General features: G+C 73.7%; 14 protein-coding genes. 8 read left to right on the plus strand and 6 right to left on the minus strand.

Annotated features, from left to right (window positions below; translation table 11 throughout):
- Positions 1-50: 50 nt before the first annotated feature.
- A complete protein-coding gene (locus tag IOD16_RS19710) occupies positions 51-353 on the plus strand; it encodes a hypothetical protein (protein WP_201435593.1) in 303 nt (100 codons plus the stop codon).
- A gap of 81 nt (positions 354-434) precedes the next feature.
- On the opposite strand, the gene IOD16_RS19715 is transcribed toward IOD16_RS19710, so the two are convergent.
- On the minus strand, positions 435-1,151 hold the full coding sequence (locus IOD16_RS19715) for a hypothetical protein (protein ID WP_201435594.1): 717 nt from the start codon (positions 1,149-1,151) through the stop codon (positions 435-437).
- A 129-nt stretch (positions 1,152-1,280) separates the two neighbouring features.
- On the opposite strand from IOD16_RS19715, the gene IOD16_RS19720 reads away from it, so the two are divergent.
- Genes IOD16_RS19720 through IOD16_RS19735 form a run of 4 tightly spaced genes read left to right on the plus strand, consistent with a single transcriptional unit; the run spans position 1,281 to position 4,881 of the window.
- The gene (locus IOD16_RS19720) at positions 1,281-1,826 is read left to right on the plus strand and encodes a PadR family transcriptional regulator (protein ID WP_201435595.1); all 546 of its coding nucleotides are present in this window, start codon (positions 1,281-1,283) and stop codon (positions 1,824-1,826) included.
- A complete protein-coding gene (locus tag IOD16_RS19725; RefSeq protein WP_123747567.1) occupies positions 1,823-3,838 on the plus strand; it encodes an NADPH-dependent 2,4-dienoyl-CoA reductase in 2,016 nt (671 codons plus the stop codon). Before IOD16_RS19720 ends, IOD16_RS19725 begins: the two co-directional genes overlap by 4 nt.
- A gap of 15 nt (positions 3,839-3,853) precedes the next feature.
- The gene (locus tag IOD16_RS19730) at positions 3,854-4,240 is read left to right on the plus strand and encodes a nuclear transport factor 2 family protein (RefSeq protein ID WP_201435596.1); all 387 of its coding nucleotides are present in this window, start codon (positions 3,854-3,856) and stop codon (positions 4,238-4,240) included.
- Positions 4,241-4,278: 38 nt separating this feature from the next.
- Positions 4,279-4,881, plus strand: coding sequence for an HD domain-containing protein (locus IOD16_RS19735; protein ID WP_236594225.1), 603 nt, complete (start codon positions 4,279-4,281; stop codon positions 4,879-4,881).
- Between the two features lie 21 nt (positions 4,882-4,902).
- Here the strand turns inward: IOD16_RS19735 and IOD16_RS19740 are convergent, their stop codons facing one another.
- Positions 4,903-8,112, minus strand: coding sequence for a S8 family serine peptidase (locus tag IOD16_RS19740; protein WP_201435597.1), 3,210 nt, complete (start codon positions 8,110-8,112; stop codon positions 4,903-4,905).
- A gap of 99 nt (positions 8,113-8,211) precedes the next feature.
- Positions 8,212-9,594 carry a hypothetical protein gene (locus IOD16_RS19745; protein WP_201435598.1) on the minus strand — a complete coding sequence of 461 codons (1,383 nt, stop codon included), beginning with the start codon at positions 9,592-9,594 and terminating at the stop codon, positions 8,212-8,214.
- A gap of 344 nt (positions 9,595-9,938) precedes the next feature.
- On the opposite strand from IOD16_RS19745, the gene IOD16_RS19750 reads away from it, so the two are divergent.
- Positions 9,939-11,072 (plus strand): hypothetical protein, encoded by a 1,134-nt coding sequence (locus IOD16_RS19750; RefSeq protein WP_201435599.1) that lies wholly within the window; start codon positions 9,939-9,941, stop codon positions 11,070-11,072.
- Here the strand turns inward: IOD16_RS19750 and IOD16_RS19755 are convergent, their stop codons facing one another.
- Both IOD16_RS19755 and IOD16_RS19760 read right to left on the minus strand, forming a co-directional pair.
- Positions 11,073-11,753: a response regulator gene (locus IOD16_RS19755; RefSeq protein ID WP_201435600.1), complete on the minus strand. Its 681-nt coding sequence runs from the start codon at positions 11,751-11,753 to the stop codon at positions 11,073-11,075.
- Positions 11,750-14,545, minus strand: a complete 2,796-nt coding sequence (locus tag IOD16_RS19760; protein ID WP_236594226.1) for a DUF4118 domain-containing protein — start codon at positions 14,543-14,545, stop codon at positions 11,750-11,752. The genes IOD16_RS19755 and IOD16_RS19760 overlap by 4 nt, the downstream gene beginning before the upstream one ends.
- A gap of 172 nt (positions 14,546-14,717) precedes the next feature.
- Between IOD16_RS19760 and IOD16_RS19770 the strand changes: the two genes are divergently transcribed.
- Positions 14,718-16,400 (plus strand): PHP domain-containing protein, encoded by a 1,683-nt coding sequence (locus tag IOD16_RS19770; RefSeq protein WP_201435601.1) that lies wholly within the window; start codon positions 14,718-14,720, stop codon positions 16,398-16,400.
- Entirely contained in the window at positions 16,400-16,936 is a 537-nt protein-coding gene (locus IOD16_RS19775) for a hypothetical protein (protein ID WP_201435602.1), read from the plus strand. Before IOD16_RS19770 ends, IOD16_RS19775 begins: the two co-directional genes overlap by 1 nt.
- Here IOD16_RS19775 and IOD16_RS19780 read toward each other — a convergent pair.
- Positions 16,856-17,302 carry a DUF6010 family protein gene (locus tag IOD16_RS19780; protein ID WP_201435603.1) on the minus strand — a complete coding sequence of 149 codons (447 nt, stop codon included), beginning with the start codon at positions 17,300-17,302 and terminating at the stop codon, positions 16,856-16,858. The two genes, IOD16_RS19775 and IOD16_RS19780, sit on opposite strands and share 81 nt — an antisense overlap.
- Positions 17,303-17,350: the final 48 nt, after the last annotated feature.

A 17,350-nucleotide genomic window follows, 5' to 3' on the forward strand; every position in this document is an offset into this window, starting at 1 on the left:
GTCCCATGACAGCCCCATCCCGGGGCGTCACGGAGCCGAAAGGTGACCGTATGAGCAGGACCGACAAGACCCGGCCCTGGTGGGTGCGGCTGGCCGAGGCGCCGATGGTGACCTGCGTGCCGGTCCACGACCACCGGTCGGGGGTGTGCACGCTGCCGGAGGCGGTCACCGCCGACAACGCGGCGCCGGCCCGTCGCGCGGCCGGGTGCCACTGGGGCGGCACGGCGCGCCACCCGATCTGGCGTGACACCAAGGGCAGCCACCGGGAGTGGCGCCGGATGCGCCGGGAGGACCGGCGTCGCGACCGCCACCGGGCACGCCGCGAGCTGCGGGCCGGGCACGGCGAGGAGTGAGTCGTGGGGGGGGGGGCCCCCCCCCCCCCCCGGCCGCCCCCCCCCCCCGGCCCTGCCCTCGCCGGCCCGGCCCTCATCGGTTCAGGGCAGGCGGGGCAGGTAGGCGGCCACCTCGGCGATCGCGTCGAGGGAGTCGTGGTCGAACTGCCCGCCGAGCGCGTTCTCGGCCTCCGCGATCGTGACGGCCGCGCCGTCGCGGTCGCTGCCGTAGCGCAACCCGGTGAAGGTGATCTCGCCCAGGTCCAGCAGCGGTCCGCCCAGCGGGGTGATGTCGCCGCTGCCCTGCACGTCCACGACGTCGAGGAACCGGCGCGCGTCACCGGCGCTCGACGTGCCGACCCACGCCACCGAGACCGCCGCGGTGTTGCCCGCCTCGTCGGCCACCGCGAACAGCACCCGCTCCACGTAGGTGCAGCGGTGGGTGGTGAAGAACTCGCGGACCCGGCCGAACGAGACCGCGAGGCACTCGGCCTGCTGCTTGACCGTCCGCTTGACCTGCCGCAGGCCCATGCGCCGCCACGCGCCTTCCGGACCCTCGTTCCGCGCGGCCTTGCGCCCCTCGCCCTTGCGCGCCCGCAGCTGCCCCGGGGAACCGCCCAGCCGCACGGAGCCGACACCGACCTGGGAAGCCCCCGCCTCCGCCACCGCGCCCGCTCCGGCGCCCACCGTGCCGACGCCCCCACCGGCGGCGAAGATGCCCAGTGCGACCACCCCGGCCACGACCGGCCCCGCACCGCGTTTGCCGCCCCTGATCGGCCTGACCCGCCCTTGCCGGTCGGTGAAGAACCCGTCCGCCATATTCCACCCCTCGAGTACTGGGCCGAACGGCCCAATCGACGATGGCGCGGAGGATAGCGAGCGGGACCGACAACGACTCACCTATGCAACTAGTTGCACTGCACCTTGTTGCACAGCTACGGTCACCGCATGGCGTTGGAGCACGCGATCCTCGTGTCGCTGGACGAGCGCTCGGGCTCGGGCTACGAGCTGGCCCAGCGGTTCGAGAAGTCCATCGGCTTCTTCTGGGCCGCCACCCACCAGCAGATCTACCGCACGCTCAAGCGCATGGTGGAGCTGGGCTGGGTGTCGTGCGCCGAGGTCGCCCAGGACGGCCGCCCGGACAAGAAGGTGTACGAGGTCGCCGACGCCGGCCGCGCGGAGCTCGCCCGCTGGCTGGCCTCGCCCGGCGAGCCGGAGACGATCCGGCACGAGCTGTCGGTCAAGGTCCGCGGCGCGTCGGCGGGCGACGCGACGGCGTTGGTCGGCGAGGTCGCCCGGCACCGCGACCTGCACGCCGAGCGCCTCGACGTCTACCTCGCCATCGAGAAGAAGGACTTCCCGGACCCGTCGGCCCTGTCCGGTCGGCGGCTGCACCAGTACCTGGTCCTGCGCGGCGGTGTCCGGGCCGAGCGGGCGCTGGTCGAGTGGTGCGACGAGGTGCTGGCCGCGATGCGAGAGGACGACCGGCGATGACCGCCTACCCCACCCTGCTCAAGCCCCTGGACCTGGGCTTCACGACCCTGCGCAACCGGGTCCTCATGGGCTCCATGCACACCGGCAACGAGGACCGCGCCAAGGACTTCGACGCGCTGGCCGCCTACTTCGCCGAACGGGCGCGCGGCGGCGTCGGCCTCATCGTCACCGGCGGCTTCTCACCCAACCGGGCGGGCTCGCTCTACCCGTTCGCCTCCAAGCTCACCACGCACCGCGAGGCGCGCGACCACCGCGTCATCACGCAGGCCGTGCACGAGCACGACGGCAAGATCGCCCTCCAGCTGCTGCACGCCGGCCGGTACGCCTACCACCCGTTCAGCGTGTCCGCGTCGGCCCTCAAGGCCCCGATCGCCAAGTTCCGCCCGCGGGCGCTGTCCGACCGGGGCGTGCGGGCGCAGGTCGACGCGTTCGCCCGGGCCACCGCACTGGCCCGGGAGGCGGGCTACGACGGCATCGAGATCATGGGCTCCGAGGGCTACTTCATCAACCAGTTCCTCGCGCCGCGCACGAACAAGCGCACCGACCGCTGGGGCGGCAGCGCGGAGAACCGGCGGCGCGTCGCGGTCGAGGTCGTGCGCCGCTGCCGGGAGGCGGCGGGTCCGGACTTCGTCATCGTCTACCGGCTGTCGATGATCGACCTGGTCGAGGACGGCCAGACGTGGGACGAGGTGGTCGCCCTCGGCCAGGAGGTCGAGGCGGCCGGCGCGACGATCATCAACACCGGCATCGGCTGGCACGAGGCGCGGGTGCCGACCATCGTCACGTCCGTGCCGCGCGCGGCGTTCACGAACGTCACCGCCAAGCTGCGCCCGCACGTCGGCATCCCCGTGGTCACGTCGAACCGGATCAACATGCCGGAGGTCGCCGAGGAGGTGCTGGCGCGCGGCGACGCGGACATGGTGTCGATGGCCCGACCGTTCCTGGCCGACCCGGACTGGGTGCGCAAGGCCGAGACCGGCCGCGCCGACGAGATCAACACGTGCATCGCGTGCAACCAGGCGTGCCTGGACCACACGTTCTCGTTGAAGAAGGCGACCTGCATGGTCAACCCGCGGGCGGGCAACGAGACCACGCTGCGGCTGCTGCCGACCCGCCGCGTCAAGCGGGTCGCGGTGGTCGGTGCGGGTCCGGCGGGGCTCGCGGCGGCGACCGCGCTGGCCGAGCGGGGGCACGAGGTCGAGCTGTTCGAGGCCGACGACGACATCGGCGGCCAGTTCGCCATCGCCCGCCGCATCCCGGGCAAGGAGGAGTTCGCCGAGACGATCCGCTACTTCCGGCGGCGCGTCGAGCTGACCGGGGTGACGCTGCACCTCGGCGCGAAGGTCACCGCCGACGACGTGGCCGGGTTCGACGAGGTCGTCGTCGCCACCGGCGTCGCGCCGCGCCTGCCCGCCATCCCGGGCGTCGAACGCGCCCTGTCCTACGTGGACGTCGTCCGCCACGGCGCGCCGGTCGGCGATCGGGTCGCGGTGATCGGCGCGGGCGGGATCGGGGTGGACGTGGCCGAGTTCCTGACCCACGCCTCCTCCCCCGCCCTGGACGTGGCCGAGTGGCGTGCCGAGTGGGGTGTCACCGACCCCGAGCTGGTGCGCGGCGGCGTCACCGCGCCCAAGCCCGCCGAGCCCGCGCGCCAGGTGTACCTCCTGCAGCGCAAGGCGTCCCGGATCGGCAAGGGCCTCGGCAAGACCACGGGCTGGGTGCACCGGGCGGCGCTGGCGGCCAAGGGCGTCGAGCAGCTGACCGGGGTGAACTACGAGCGGATCGACGACGCCGGCCTGCACATCACGTTCGGGCCCAAGCGCGAACGGCCGCAGGTGCTGGACGTGGACACGGTCGTCGTGTGCGCGGGCCAGGAACCGGTGCGCGACCTCGTGGACGCGCTCACCGGGCGCGGTGTCGTCACGCACGTCATCGGCGGCGCGGACGTCGCCGCCGAGCTCGACGCCAAACGCGCCATCGACCAGGGCACGCGGCTCGCGGCCACGATCTGACCAGGAGGCACACGGATGAACGCGGCACTGCGGTTCAAGGCGGCGGTCGAGGCGGGCGACATCGTCGGCGCGACCGCGTTCTTCAGCGACGACATCACGCTGCACAGCCCGGTGAAGTTCCGGCCGTTCGAGGGGATCGACACCGTGCGCGCCCTGTTCGGCGTGCTCCAGCGGACGTTCGAGGACTTCCGGTACGTCGGCCGGTACGACGGCCCGACCGGCCACGTCCTGCACTTCCGCACGGTGGTGAACGGCAAGCAGGTCGAGGGCATCGACCTGATCGAACTGGACGAGGACGGCCGGATCGGCACGTTCACCGTGATGATCCGGCCCCAGTCGGCGGTGGCCGCGGTCGGCGAGGCCATCTGGGCGGGCCTGGTCGCCGACGGCGTCGTGTCGTAGCGACCCCGGCGGGCGCACCTGCTCGTAGGCTGCACGACGTGGACTTCATCTTCACCCGGCCCGACTCGAAGGCCGCCGCCGCCGCGCTCGAGGTCTGCCACGAGTACACCGAGCCGTGGCTGCTGAACCACTCGTTGCGGGCCTACTCGCTGGCCGCCGCGCACGCGGCCGTGGTGGACATCGCCCACGACGGCGAGCTGCTGTACGTCGCCGCGCTGCTGCACGACCTCGCGCTCACCCCGCCGTTCGACAGCCACACGCTGCCGTTCGAGGAGGCCGGCGCGCACGTGGCGTGGGTGTTCGCGGCCGGCGCCGGGTGGGGGCGGGTGCGGCGGGACCGGCTGGCGGAGGTCATCGTGCGGCACATGCGCGCCGACGTGCCCGCCGACGAGGACCCGGAGAGCCACCTGCTGCAGGTCGCGGTCGGCGCCGACGTGTCGGGACGCGGGCTGGACCGGTTCGCCGAACGGGTCAAGGACGACGTCGTGACCCGCTACCCGCGGCTCGGGTTCGTCGACGCGTTCCTGGACCGGGCCGAGGCGCAGGCCGAGCGCAAACCGCGCTGCGCCGCCGCCGAGCTGATGCGCGACGGCTGGGCGGAGCGGGTGGCGGGCAACCCGCTGGACGCGCCCGGCCGGTGACCGGGCGCGTCCGGGGGCCGGTCACCTCAGCCCGTAGGCCCGGATGATCGTCTGGTCGACCGCGTTGCCCGCGGCGTCGCGCGCCTGGGCCTTGAGCGAGACGAACTTCGCGCCGGCCGGGTGGACGACCGCCGCGAGCCACCGCTGACCGACCTTGACCAGCGGCGCGGGCCGCCACGTCGTGCCGTCGTCGAACGACACCTGCACGGCGGGCTTGGCCACGCCGCCGGCCCCGGTCTCGCCGTTGCGCTGCACGTACACCGGAAGGGTGAACGGCCGCCCGGCCGCCGCCCGGTTCCGCGCGTCCAACGACGGCGCGAACCGCACCGCGAGCAGCGGCAGCGCCGCCGGTTCCGCGCCGGGGACGTGCTCCGAGGTGAACGACCAGTCGGCCACCACGCGCGTGGACAGCTCGGCCACGCCGGACCGCTCCGCCTCGGTGCGCACCCGGTAGGCGCCCTTGCCCGCGGGCACGACGGCCGTCACGTAGCCGTCGCGGGGCGACTCGGCGAGCAGCACGCCGTCCCGGTGCAGCGTGGTCTTCGCCGCCGTGACGTCGGAGAACCCGAAGTGGTTCGGGTCCTGGTCGGAGAACATCGGGGCCGAGACCGACAGCTCGTCGCCGAGCCGCCCGGCCCACTCGTCCGCGCGGGGCCCGGCCGGGAACGCCGGACCGAACACGGCCGCGTTCCACTTCTCGGACACCGTGCGGCCCGTGGTGAACCGGCGCGGTCGCGCGGTCCCCTGCGAGCTCTGCGGCGGGAACGCCTGCGGTTCCGGCATCTGCAGGAAGTCGCCGTACCAGTCGACGCCCGGCGTGTAGTACTCGGTGATCTCCAGCGGCAGCGGGCCGCCCGCCATCCGGTCGCGGAACCCGGTCGTGCCCGGTCCGGCCGAGGAGCTCAACGACTTGACCTTCACCAGGTCACGGCGGTGGAAGGCGTGGTCGAGCCGTTCGGGCACCGCGCCGTCGTGCCGCCACGAGACCGAGTACTGGTACGGGCTGCCGACGAAGGTCCCGCCGCCGTCCGGCTGGGCCAACCGGCCCGCGACCTCGAAGGTCGCCGCGCCGGGCGCGGTCGTCGCGGAGGGCGCGAACAGCACGTCGTCCGGCCGGAACCCGATGAAGCCGTTGCCCGTCTGGCCCCAGGACGCCGTGCGCCTGAAGAACACCTCGGTGTAGCCGGCCTCCGCGCCCGGCTCGTCCACCGACAGTGCGAGCGGCTTGCCCGCGCGGGCGTCGAACACGAACTCGGCGGGACCGGTGACGGTGACGCTCGGCTCCAGCACCTGGGTCAGCTGCCACGTCTCCTGGGTCTGGATGAACGCGTCGACGTAGAACGTGCCCTTGGGCAGGCGTGCCACGACCGTGCCGGACGGGTCGTGGCCCAGGTACGCCTTGGGTCGGGACATGTCGACGAACCGGAAGAAGTACTCCGGCGTCGGCGTGCCGGTGTGGTCGAGGAACGTCATCTTCACGTCGTAGCTCTCGACCTCCTTGGTGACGCCGATCGGGGTGCGCAGCGGCGTGGCGCCGCCGGTGGCCACCACGGCGCCGCCGTACCGGCCGTCCGGCGAGGCCTGCGAGGTGTCGACGGTGACGACGACGGCGGCCTCGCCACCCGCCGGGAGGGTGAGCGACGCCGGCGAGACCTCGACCATGCCGGCGGGCGCGGGGTCGCCCTCCGGGTCGCGCAGGTCGGCGGTCGGCGTCAGCGTCACCGGGCTCGTGCCGGCGTTGCGGTAGGTGATCTCGCGCCGGATCGGCTGGTCGTCGGTGTGCGGCCACCGGGTCACGCCCAGGCTCAGCGACGCGGGTTCGACGGTCAGCGACTGCGTGACGGCCGCGGCCACGTCGACCCGGCCCGCGCCCTGCTCGTGCACGGTCAGGTCGGGGTTGGGCTTCGCGCTCGCCATGAGGGCGCCCTTGATCCGCGCGGGCGGCCAGTCCGGGTGCTGGGCGGCGAGGATCGCCGCCGCGCCCGCCACGTGCGGCGAGCTCATCGACGTGCCCGACAGCGCCACGTGCGCGTCGCCGGCGGGCGTGCCGATGCGGCCGTTCCGCGCCTTGGCGGCGACGATGTCCACGCCCGGCGCGGTGATGTCCGGCTTGATCGCGTCGTCGACCCAGCGCGGTCCGCGCGAGGAGAACTCCGCGAGCCCGTCCGACCGGTCCACCGCGCCGACGGTGAGCGCCAGGTCGGCCGCGGCCGGGCTGCCGATGCTCTGCTCGGACGGACCGCTGTTGCCCGCCGAGACGACGAACAGCGCGCCGGCGCCGGTGAGCCGGTTGACGGCCTGCGACATCGGGTCGGTGCCGTCGGTGCGCATCGAGCTGCCCAGGCTCATGTTGACCACGTCGGCGCCCGCCGCCACGGCCCACTCCATGCCCGCGATGATGTCGGACTCGTAGCCGCCGCCGTGGTCGTCGAGCACCTTGCCGTTGAGCACCGCGCTGTCCGGCGCCACGCCCTGGTAGCGGCCGGAGCCGGTGATGGTGGCGGCGACGTGCGTGCCGTGGCCGACGTGGTCGTCCGCGTCGGGGCTGCCGATGAAGTCGCGCGACTCCACGACGGCCCCCGCGAGGTCCGGGTGGGTCGGGTCGACGCCGGTGTCCAGGACGGCGACCTTCGCGCCCGCGCCGGTGTGCCCGGACTGCCAGGCCCGCGGCGCGCCGATCTGCGGGACGCTGCGGTCGAGCGTGGCGTGGACCGGACCGTCCAGCCACACCTTCGCCACCCCCGCGGCACGCGCGCCCGCCCAGAACGCGCCGTCCTTCGGCGCCTTGACCGCGTACCCGCCGATGCTGGGCAGCGGCTCACCGGCCACGACCGGGCCGGTCGACGTCACGATCAGCGGCGTGACGCGGGTCGAGCGGTCGTCGTAGCCGGCCCGGATCAGGGCGGTGACGTCGAACAGCCGATCGTCCAGCACCCCGGACCGCACGTCGCCCAGCACGTCGGTCGGCAGCACGTGCAGGTCGCCGTGCTCGTCCAGGCGTTGCGCGAACCGCACGTCGGCACGTCCGGGACCGGGGCGCACGTGGGCGCGGCTCCCGTGGACGGTGACGACGTCACCGGTCAGCAGCGTGACCGTCCCCTCCGGTGACGCCCCGACCGGCGGCCCGGCGGCCCGCTGCGGCGGCCCGGCCGCGGCCGGGATGGCGGCGGCGACCATCACGACCGCCGCGAACAGCCCCGACGCGAGTGGTGCCCTGGTCCTGCGGGACATGTGAACTCCCCTCACCGCGGCGGTGCCTCGCCGACCGCCACCGCCCTCAGTGATCAGGACACCTCGGAGAGCCACCGCGTTGCTTCGGGGAGGCGCGACCTAGGGAGCGATACCCACTTGGCCCAGTCGCCCCCAGAGCCATTCCTGCCGGGCCGTCATCGCCGGCCACCGGGTGCCGCCGGGACGCGGGCGCACCTTCGCCGAGTAGGGCGCGGGCCGGTAGGCGGGGTCGAAGAAGCAGCCCGTGCCGTACCGCGCGTCGGCGGCCGGGCAGTCGGCGGCGATCGACGCGGGCGTGGGCTTGCGGCCGGTGCTCTCCCACGTCACGAGCGCCCGCAACGCGGTGGCGTGCTCGGCGTCGCTGAGCGCGCTGTGCTCGTCCTCCGAGGTGAACGCCTGCACGAGGTTCCCCTCCGTGCCCGCGCCGACCCGGCTCGCCCGGTACGCCGCCTCGTGCTCCACGAACGCCGTGGGGTCGCCGATCGCGTGCACGGTGATCACCGGGATCGACACCGCGCCGGTCGGGTCGCTGTCGTAGGACAGGTCCCGCACGGCCGACGGCGTGGCGCTGAACCGCTCGACGCCCGCGTTCAACGCCTCGTCGTCGTGCGAACCGGTGTACCGCACTCCCCTGTTGCCGAACGGGTTCCGCCCGCCGAGCCGGTGGTGCACGATGTCGCGGAACGTGAACGTGGCGAAGGTGAGGTGCGACGCGAGCGCGCTTTCGGGGACCTTGGTGACGGCGAGGATGTCGTCCAGGTTGCGCTGTTGCAGCGCGCTGCGCTCGGCGGGCGGCGACTGGTGGCCCGTGCACTCCTGGAGCCGGGCGAGCAGCCCCGCGCCGGTCATCGTCGAGTCGGCGCGCAGCCCCATCCACAACGGGTACTGCGGTTCGTCCCGGCGCGGGTGGTTGCCGCAGTAGTACTGGTAGACCACGCGCAGGTCGACGCGGTAGTCGTAGCCGCGCGACCCGCCCGCGAGCACGCCGCTGGTGAGCAGCGCGGCGTCGTAGGAGTCGTAGATCTCGATGGTCTTGGCGGCCACGTTCCCGCCCCACGACTCGCCGTGCAGGAACGTCTTGTGCGGCCGGCCGAACCGCTGCCCGAACACCTTCCGCGCGTTCTCGGTGTCCTCGGCGCCCATCCGGGTGCCGTAGCCGCCGCGCCGGTAGGACGAGCCCGCCAGCGCGAAACCCTCCCGCACCACCACCGCCCAGCGGTCCAGGTCCTCGGCGGGGCGCTGCGCGGTCGGCGCGCCCAGGTCGGGGCCGCCGTGCGCGTGCACGACCAGCGAGCCGTTCCAGTCCGCCGGGATCGCGAACGCGTGGAACGCGCCGTCGGCGTCCTGCCCGCCGTAGCAGGTCGCGTCCGCCGGCAGCCGTGCGGGACACGGGATCCGGCCGGTGTCGGCGGACGCGGGCGCGGTGGCGAGCACCGCGGTCAGCGTCACGGCGAGCGCCGCGCTCAAACCGGAGCGGTTCACGGACGACCTCCTCCGAAGAGCGGCGGCGCCTCGTCGCGCCACGGTGCACGTCGTGTGCGCGTCACCCCGGGTGGGCCACGTCCGGGGAGAACCTGGGGTTGCCCTGACGCCGCCGGGCAAACGCCCCGGCGGAACGGGCGCAGGTGGTCCAGCGCGCCCCGGCGGTCGAGCGGGCGGACCTCGCGGCAGGCGTCGAAGAGCCGGACGGCGTGGTGGCTCGACCGGGACAGGCCTTCCCGCGCGGTCGACGGTCCCCCTCGGTTCCGCTGTCCGGCCGACGCCGACGGTCCCGCCCGAGGCTACCGTTCGAATCGATTCAGCGGACATCTCGCACTGGAGCGACCATGCCCAAGTTACGCACGCCCGCAGCCGTCCTCGCACTGGCCGTGGCCCTGCCGCTGCTGACCGCGCCCGTCGCCCGGGCGGCGGCCCTGGTCACCGAACTCCCGGGCCTGCCCGGCTACCCCACCCACCGGACCGTCGCGGTCAACGACCTCGGCCAGGTCATCGGCTTCACCAGCGGGAACGGCGCGCCGCACACGGTGCACTGGTCACCCGGCGGCGCGCACACCGACCTCGGCCCCGGCATCCCGTCCGGGCTCAACCAGGCCGGCCAAGTGCTGGTCCAGGAGGCCGTCAACGGCGCGGGCCCCTACGTCCAACGGCCGCGGATCTGGCACGCGGGCAAGGTCACCGACATCTCGCCGGGCGGCGGCTGGGTCGTCGCGTCGGCGATCAACGCCAAGGGCTCGGTGCCGATGACGTACTCCACGTCGTCGTCGGGCTACCACCAGGAGCGGGCCGTCGTGTGGCAGGACGGCAAGCACACGGCGTTGCCGTTGACGGGGCCCCACCTGTGGCTGAGCGCGATCAACGACGCCGGGGTGGTCGCGGGCAACAAGCTGCCCATGTTCAGCGGCGACGCGTACGCGTTCCGCTGCGTGGACACCACCAGGTGCGAGCGGCTGGCCACCGTGCCCGGCTCCGGCACGTACTCCGTCGAAGCGATCAACGAGGCCGGGGTGATCGTCGGCAACGAGGGCACGCAGGCGTTGCGCTGGGCGGGGTCGGAGGTGACGGTGCTGAGCAAGTCCGGCGGCGTGGCGAACGGCCCGCAGGCGATCAACGAGCGCGGCGACGTCGTCGGCTGGACCACCGAGTTCGACGGCGACCGCAAGGCCGTGCTGTGGCCCGGCGGCGGCAAGCCGGTGGACCTGGGCGTGCCCGGCCCGTCCGAGGCGGTCGCGGTCAACGAGCGCGGTGACGTGGTCGGCTGGAGCTCGGCGGACAACCCCGACGCGGCCCGCGCGTTCCTGTGGCGCAACGGGAGGGTGACCTACCTCGGGTCGCTCGGCGGCGCGCACAGCCTTCCCACCGCGTTGAACGACCGGGGCACGATCGTCGGCGAGAGCACCACCGCCGACGGCACGCTCAAGGCCGTGAAGTGGACCCTGATCAGCACCACGCCGGTCCGCTGATCACGGCTGGAACCGGTAGCCCCGGCCCGGTTCGGTGACCAGGTGCCGCGGGTGGGCGGGGTCCGGTTCGAGCTTGCGGCGCAGCTGCACCAGGTAGACGCGCAGGTAGTGGGTGGCCGACGTGTGGTTCGGCCCCCACACCTGCGCGAGCAGCCGCTGCGCGCTGAGCACCTCGCCGCCCGCCCGCACCAGGGCTTCCAGCAGGCCCCACTCGGTCGGCGTCAGGTGCACCTCGGCGCCGTCGCGGTGGATCTTCTTCGCGGTCAGGTCGACGGTGAACGACGCCGCCCGCACCGGCGGCTCGTCGGCGTCGGTCCGCCGCCTGCCCGACCGGCGCACGGCCGCCCGCAGCCGCGCCAGGAACTCGTCCATCCCGAACGGCTTGGTCACGTAGTCGTCGGCGCCCGCATCCAGCGCCCTGACCTTGTCCGCCGGGTCGAGCCGGGCGGACAGCACGACGATCGGCGCGGACGTGACCCGGCGCAGACCGGTGATCACGGCGAGGCCGCCCAGGTCCGGCAGGCCGAGGTCGAGCACCACCACGTCGGGCCCGTCCTCGGCCGCGCGCAACGCCGACGCGCCGTCCGACGCGGTCAGCACCCGGTAGCCGTGGGCGTTCAGGCTGATCCGCAGCGCGCGCACGATCCCCGGGTCGTCGTCGACCACCAGGACCGTGGTCATGCCGTCGTCACCCCGGCGATCGGCAGCGAGATCACGATCGTCAGGCCGCCACCGGGGGTGTCCTCGGCGGTGATGGCGCCGCCCATCGCGTCCACGAACCCCTTCGCCACGCTCAACCCGAGGCCGATGCCCGGCGTGGCCTCCCGGTCCCCGAGGCGTTGGAACGGCGCGAACACCGCGGTCGCCGTGTTCTTCGGCAGCCCCTGCCCGTAGTCGACGACCCGCAGCTCCACCCGGTCGCCGTACGCGCTGGCGCGCACCGCGACCTCCGGCTCGTCGGCCTCGATCCGGCCGTCGCCGTCCACGTCGACCACGCGGCGCGGGCGGAGCCTGCCGTGCCGCAGGGCGTTGTCGATCACGTTCGCCACCACGCGTTCGAGCAGGCCCAGGTCGGCGAGCACGGGCGGCAGGTGCTCGGCCACGTCCACGGACACCGCGCGGCGCTCGTCGATGCCGGCCAGAGCCCGCGCTACCACCTCGTCGTAGGTCACCGCGCGCAGTTGCGGCACGACCGCGCCGGTGGCCAGCCGGGACGAGTCGAGCAGGTTGTCGATCAAGCCCGTCAGCCGGTCCGCGGACACCTCGACGGTCTCCAGCAGCTCGGCGGTGTCCTCTTCGGACAGCCGCAGGTCGGCGTCGCGCAAGCTGCCGACCGCGGCCTTGATCGACGTCAGCGGCGTGCGCAGGTCGTGGCCGACCGCGGACAACAACGCGGTGCGCAGCTCCGTGGTCTCCGCGCGACGCTGCGCCTGCGCCGTCTCGGCGGCCATCCGCTGCTGCCGCAACGCCATCAGCGCCTGACCCGCCGCCGCCTCCAACGCCCGCTGGTCGGCCGCCGGCAGCGTCCGACCCCGCAACGCCAAGTGCACGTCCGCCGTCACGGGCACGTCCACGTCCGCCTCGTCCGGCTCGGCGCAGGGCTGCGGCCCGACGCACGCCACCCGTTCCCACTCGCCCTCACGCCGCTCCAGCAGAGCCACCGACTCCAGCGCGAAGTTCTCCCGCACCTTCTCCAACAACCGGGCCAGCGGGAACGGGCTGGTCAGCACCGTGCGCGCGTAGGAGGCGAGCAGCGCCGCCTCGGTGCGGGCCCGCGCGCCCTGCACCGCCAGCCGCGCCGCGTGGTCCACCACGAACGCGACCAGCACCCCCACCACCAGCATCGCGACGAGCGTGACCAGGTTCGCCGGCGTCGCCACGGCCAACGTGTAGTACGGCGGGGTGAAGAAGAAGTTCAGCAGCCCCGCCCCGAAGAACGCCGCCGCCACCGCCGGTCCTTGCCCACCGACCAGCGCGACCACGACGGTGGCCAGGAAGAACCCGACCAGGTCCGTGGAGAACGCCAAACCTTCACCCAGCAGCAACCCCACCCCGGTCACGACCCCGGGCAGCAGCACCGCCAACATCCAGCCGAGCAGCCCTCGGAACCAGGGGTGCGCGGCAGGCGCCCACCGCCGGCGCGGGCCACGACGCGCCTCGTCGTGGGTGACCATGTGCACGTCGATCGGCCCCGACGCCTGCACCGTCGCCGCGCCGATGCCCTCGTCGAACACCCTGGCCAGCCGCGACCGGCGAGACGTGCCGAGCACCAGCTGAGTGGCGTTCACCCCGCGGGCGAAGTCGAGCAGCGCGGTCGGCACGTCATCACCGACCACCGTGTGGAACGTCGCGCCGACATCCTCGGTCACCCGCCGCAACCCCGCCACCAGCTGCGGCGACACACCCGCCAACCCGTCACCGCGCAGGATGTGCACGACCAGCAGCTCCGCGCCCGCACGAGCCGCGATCCGCCGGGCCCGCCGGATCAACGTCTCGCTCTCCGGGCCGCCGCTGATCGCGACCACGACCCGTTCCCTGGTCTCCCAGGTGTCGGTGATGCTCTGCTCCGAGCGGTAGCGCTGCAACGCCACGTCGACCTGGTCGGCCAACCACAACAGCGCCAGCTCCCGCAACGCGGTCAGGTTGCCCACCCGGAAGTAGTTGCCCAACGCCGCATCGATCTTGTGCGCGGCGTAGACGTTGCCGTGGGCGAGACGGCGACGCAGCGCCTCCGGCGTCAGATCGACCAGCTCGACCTGCTCCGCACGCCGCACCACCTCATCCGGCACCGTCTCCCGCTGCCGCACACCCGTGATCCGCTCGACCACGTCGTTGAGGGACTCGAGGTGCTGCACGTTCACCGTGGACAACACGTCGATGCCCGCCTCCAGCAGCTCCTCCACGTCCTGCCACCGCTTCGCGTTGCGAGAACCGGCCGCGTTCGTGTGCGCCAGCTCGTCGACCACCACCACCTCCGGCCGGCGGGCGAGCAACGCGTCCACGTCCAGCTCTGTGTTGGATTGCGCCGCCTCCGGCGTCGCGGGCGAGGTCGCCGGGAAGTCGACCGTTCGCGCCTGATTTTCCGGCGATCGAAGAGCGTGATCGCCGGAAAATGAGTCGCGAACGGTCGACGCGTCCTCGCGGGGTTGGTCAACCTCGTCGGTGGACTGGGGAGGAGCGAGATCGGGGGTGATGGCGGAGGTGCGGGCAGGGGTGGGGGTGGCGGTGGGGGTGAGGGCGGAGGCGGGGTTGGGATGGGGGTGGGAGTGGGGGTGGTGTCGAGGCAGTTGTTCGAGGCCCGTGAGCAGGGTGGCGGTGTTCTCGCGGCCGTGGGTCTCGACCAGGCCGACCACCACGTCCGTGCCCCGGTCCTGACGCCGGTGAGCCTCGCCGAGCATGGCGAACGTCTTGCCGACACCGGGTGCCGCGCCCAGGTAGATCCGCAGCTCGCCGCGCTTGCGCTTGCCGTCCACGGCCCCAGTGTGCGCGTGTCCGTTCCCCCGCGCGGCCGAACCTCGGTCCTTTACGCGGTCTTGACGGTCCGTCGAAGTGTTCACCCGGAGTTCGGCTCCGGTCACCACCCGGCGCACGGCGGCGACACGATACTTCGGGCTGCCGCCGTTCGGGTCATGATCGGAGTACCGCATGTCGCATGACCACCTCCACGACCACCACCACGAGGACGTGGAGGGCAGCTGGCGCGACGACCAGGACGACCGGCCGCTCTCGGTGGCGCGACGGCGGTTCCTCGCCGGTCTGGGCGCGGCCGGTGTGGCGACCACGGTGGGCGCGCTGCCCGCCCACGCCCACGGCGACCGGCCGGCCGTGCCGGTGAACCCGTGGGCCGGGCGCGGGCGCTGGTACGCGGGCGACCACCACATCCACACCAAGTACTCCAACGACGCCCAGTACGAGGTCGCGCAGCAGGTCGCCAAGGCGCGCGAACACGGGCTCGACTGGGTGGTGATCACCGACCACGGCGGCGTCGCGCACGAGAAGTTCTCCGTCGACCAGGTCGCGCCGGACATCGAGCGCGCCCGCCGGTCGCACCGGGACGTGCTGGTCTACCAGGGTCTGGAGTGGAACATCCCGGGCGCCGAGCACGCCACCGTGTTCCTGCCGCCCGGCCGGTCCACCGTGGACATCCTGCGCGCGTTCGAAGCGGCCTACGACGGCGGTGTCCTGTCCACGCCGGTCGCGAACGGCGGCAAGGGCCTGCTCGCCCGCTCCACGTCGGCCGACGGCGAGCCGCACGCGCTGGCGGCCCTGCGGTACCTGGAGGCGCAGGTGCTCGCCGGCCGCACCGAGATCGCGCTGATGTTCGCCAACCACCCGGCCCGGCGCGGCGTGGACAGCCCGCACGAGTTCCGCGGCTGGCGCGACGCGGCGCCCGGCGTGGCGGTCGGCATGGAGGGCGCGCCCGGCCACCAGGCGTCGGGCATCCCGACGGCGAACGGCGGCCGGGGCGCCGCGCGCGGGCTCTACGACGCCTCGCCCAACCAGGACAGCTTCCCCGGCTTCGCGCCGACCGCGACCGAGAACCCCTACCGCACCTACGGCGGGTTCGACTGGATGACCGCCAAGGTCGGCGGCCTGTGGGACTCGCTGCTCGCCGAGGGCCGGCCGTGGTGGGTCACCGCCACGTCCGACTCGCACCGGGTGCACCTGGACACCTACAAGCAGGGCGACGGCGACCACGACACGACCGGCAGCCGCGGCGCGCCCGTCGACACCGGCGTGCCGCGGGTCGAGAGCGACTACTGGCCGGGCTTCTACAGCTCCACGCTGGTCGGCGCGGACTCCAAGTCCTACGTGGACGTGATGCGCGGCATGCAGGGCGGCAAGGTCGTCGCGGTGCACGGGCGGATCGTCGACGGGCTGAACCTGCGGGTGCGCTCCCTCGGCGAGGGCGACGACCGGGGCGTCACGATCGGCGGCCGCACGTTCGTCCGGCGCGGCCAGGACGTCGAGGTGGTGATCGAGGTCGACCTGGCGCGTGGCGCGAACTTCGCGGGCGTCGTGCCGCGCCTGGCGAAGGTGGACCTGATCGCCGGTCCGATCACCGGCCCGGTGGCGGACCGCGACGCGTTCTCCGCGCCCGCCACGACCGTGGTGAAGACGTTCGAGGTCGCCCGCACCGCTCGGGGCACGGTGAAGTTCACGCACGTGTTCCGCCGCGTGGAAGGCGCGTTCTACCTGCGGCTGCGCGGATCGGACGGCCACCGGCTCACCTCGGACGGCCACCCGGTGATGGACGTGGTCGGCGACGCCGACCCGTGGGCGGACCTGTGGTTCTACGCGAACCCGGTGTTCGTGGACGTCCTCTGATGACCTGGCTCGGCGCCGTGCCCGCCCTGCCCGGCGAGCACGGCGCGGCGCACGTGGACGCGCTGCTGCTGGCGGCGCTGGCCGGTGTGGCGGCGGACTTCGTGTGCACGCACACCGACCGGTCCGGGACGGTCGCCGTGACCACGTTGTCCGCCCACGTGACCGGTGACGTCGACGTGGACCGGTTGGCGGGGGCGCTGGGCGGGCCGGTGGCCGTGCTCGACGACTCCGGCACACCGGCCGCGCGTGCCGCTCGCGCCGGTCGCGACCGCCGCGACGGCCGGTGCGTCCGATTCCCCGGCCAGTCGGCGCTCACCGGCACGCACCCCGCCGCCGAGGTGGTGGCCGTGTCGGCGATCGACCGGGTGGTCGGCATCGGAGTCGAGGTCGCGCCGACCGACCCGGTGCGGACGCTGGGTTTCCTGCGCCCGGTGTGCCGGGACGGTGAGCTGCTGCTACTCGTGGAGCCCGCCGTCGGCGGCGTGCTGCGGCCGGCGGAAGCGGAAAGCCCGCACCAGTGCCGCGGGGGTCATTGACCGGATGCCGGGACCGCCCGCGAACGCCCACAGGGCGATCACCGGGTCGCAGATCGCGCAGCCCAGCGACGAGTGCTCGGCGAACGGCACGATCGGGTTGCCGTGCAGGTGGTGCGCCACGTCGGCGGCCGTGTGCACGAGCCACCCGATGCCGATGAACGTCCACGACGTCAGGCCGCGGTAGGCGCAGAAGGTGATGACGGCGGTGATGGCGAACTCCCACGCGCCCAGCCCGCCGCCGCTGAGGTACGCCGCGCCGGCGCCGCCGACCATGATCGCGTTGAACGGTCGGCGGTGCCGGTCGGGGACGAAGGAGTTCAGGAGCACGTACAGCACGCCGATGAGCAGTGCCGAGACCACGACCATGGTTGGCGGTCCTTGTCGTCGCAGGTGATCGTTGCGCCTGGGACGTTA

It is taken from the genome of Saccharothrix sp. 6-C, assembly GCF_016695385.1.
In the GTDB taxonomy this organism is placed as follows: Bacteria; Actinomycetota; Actinomycetes; order Mycobacteriales; family Pseudonocardiaceae; genus Actinosynnema; species Actinosynnema texasense.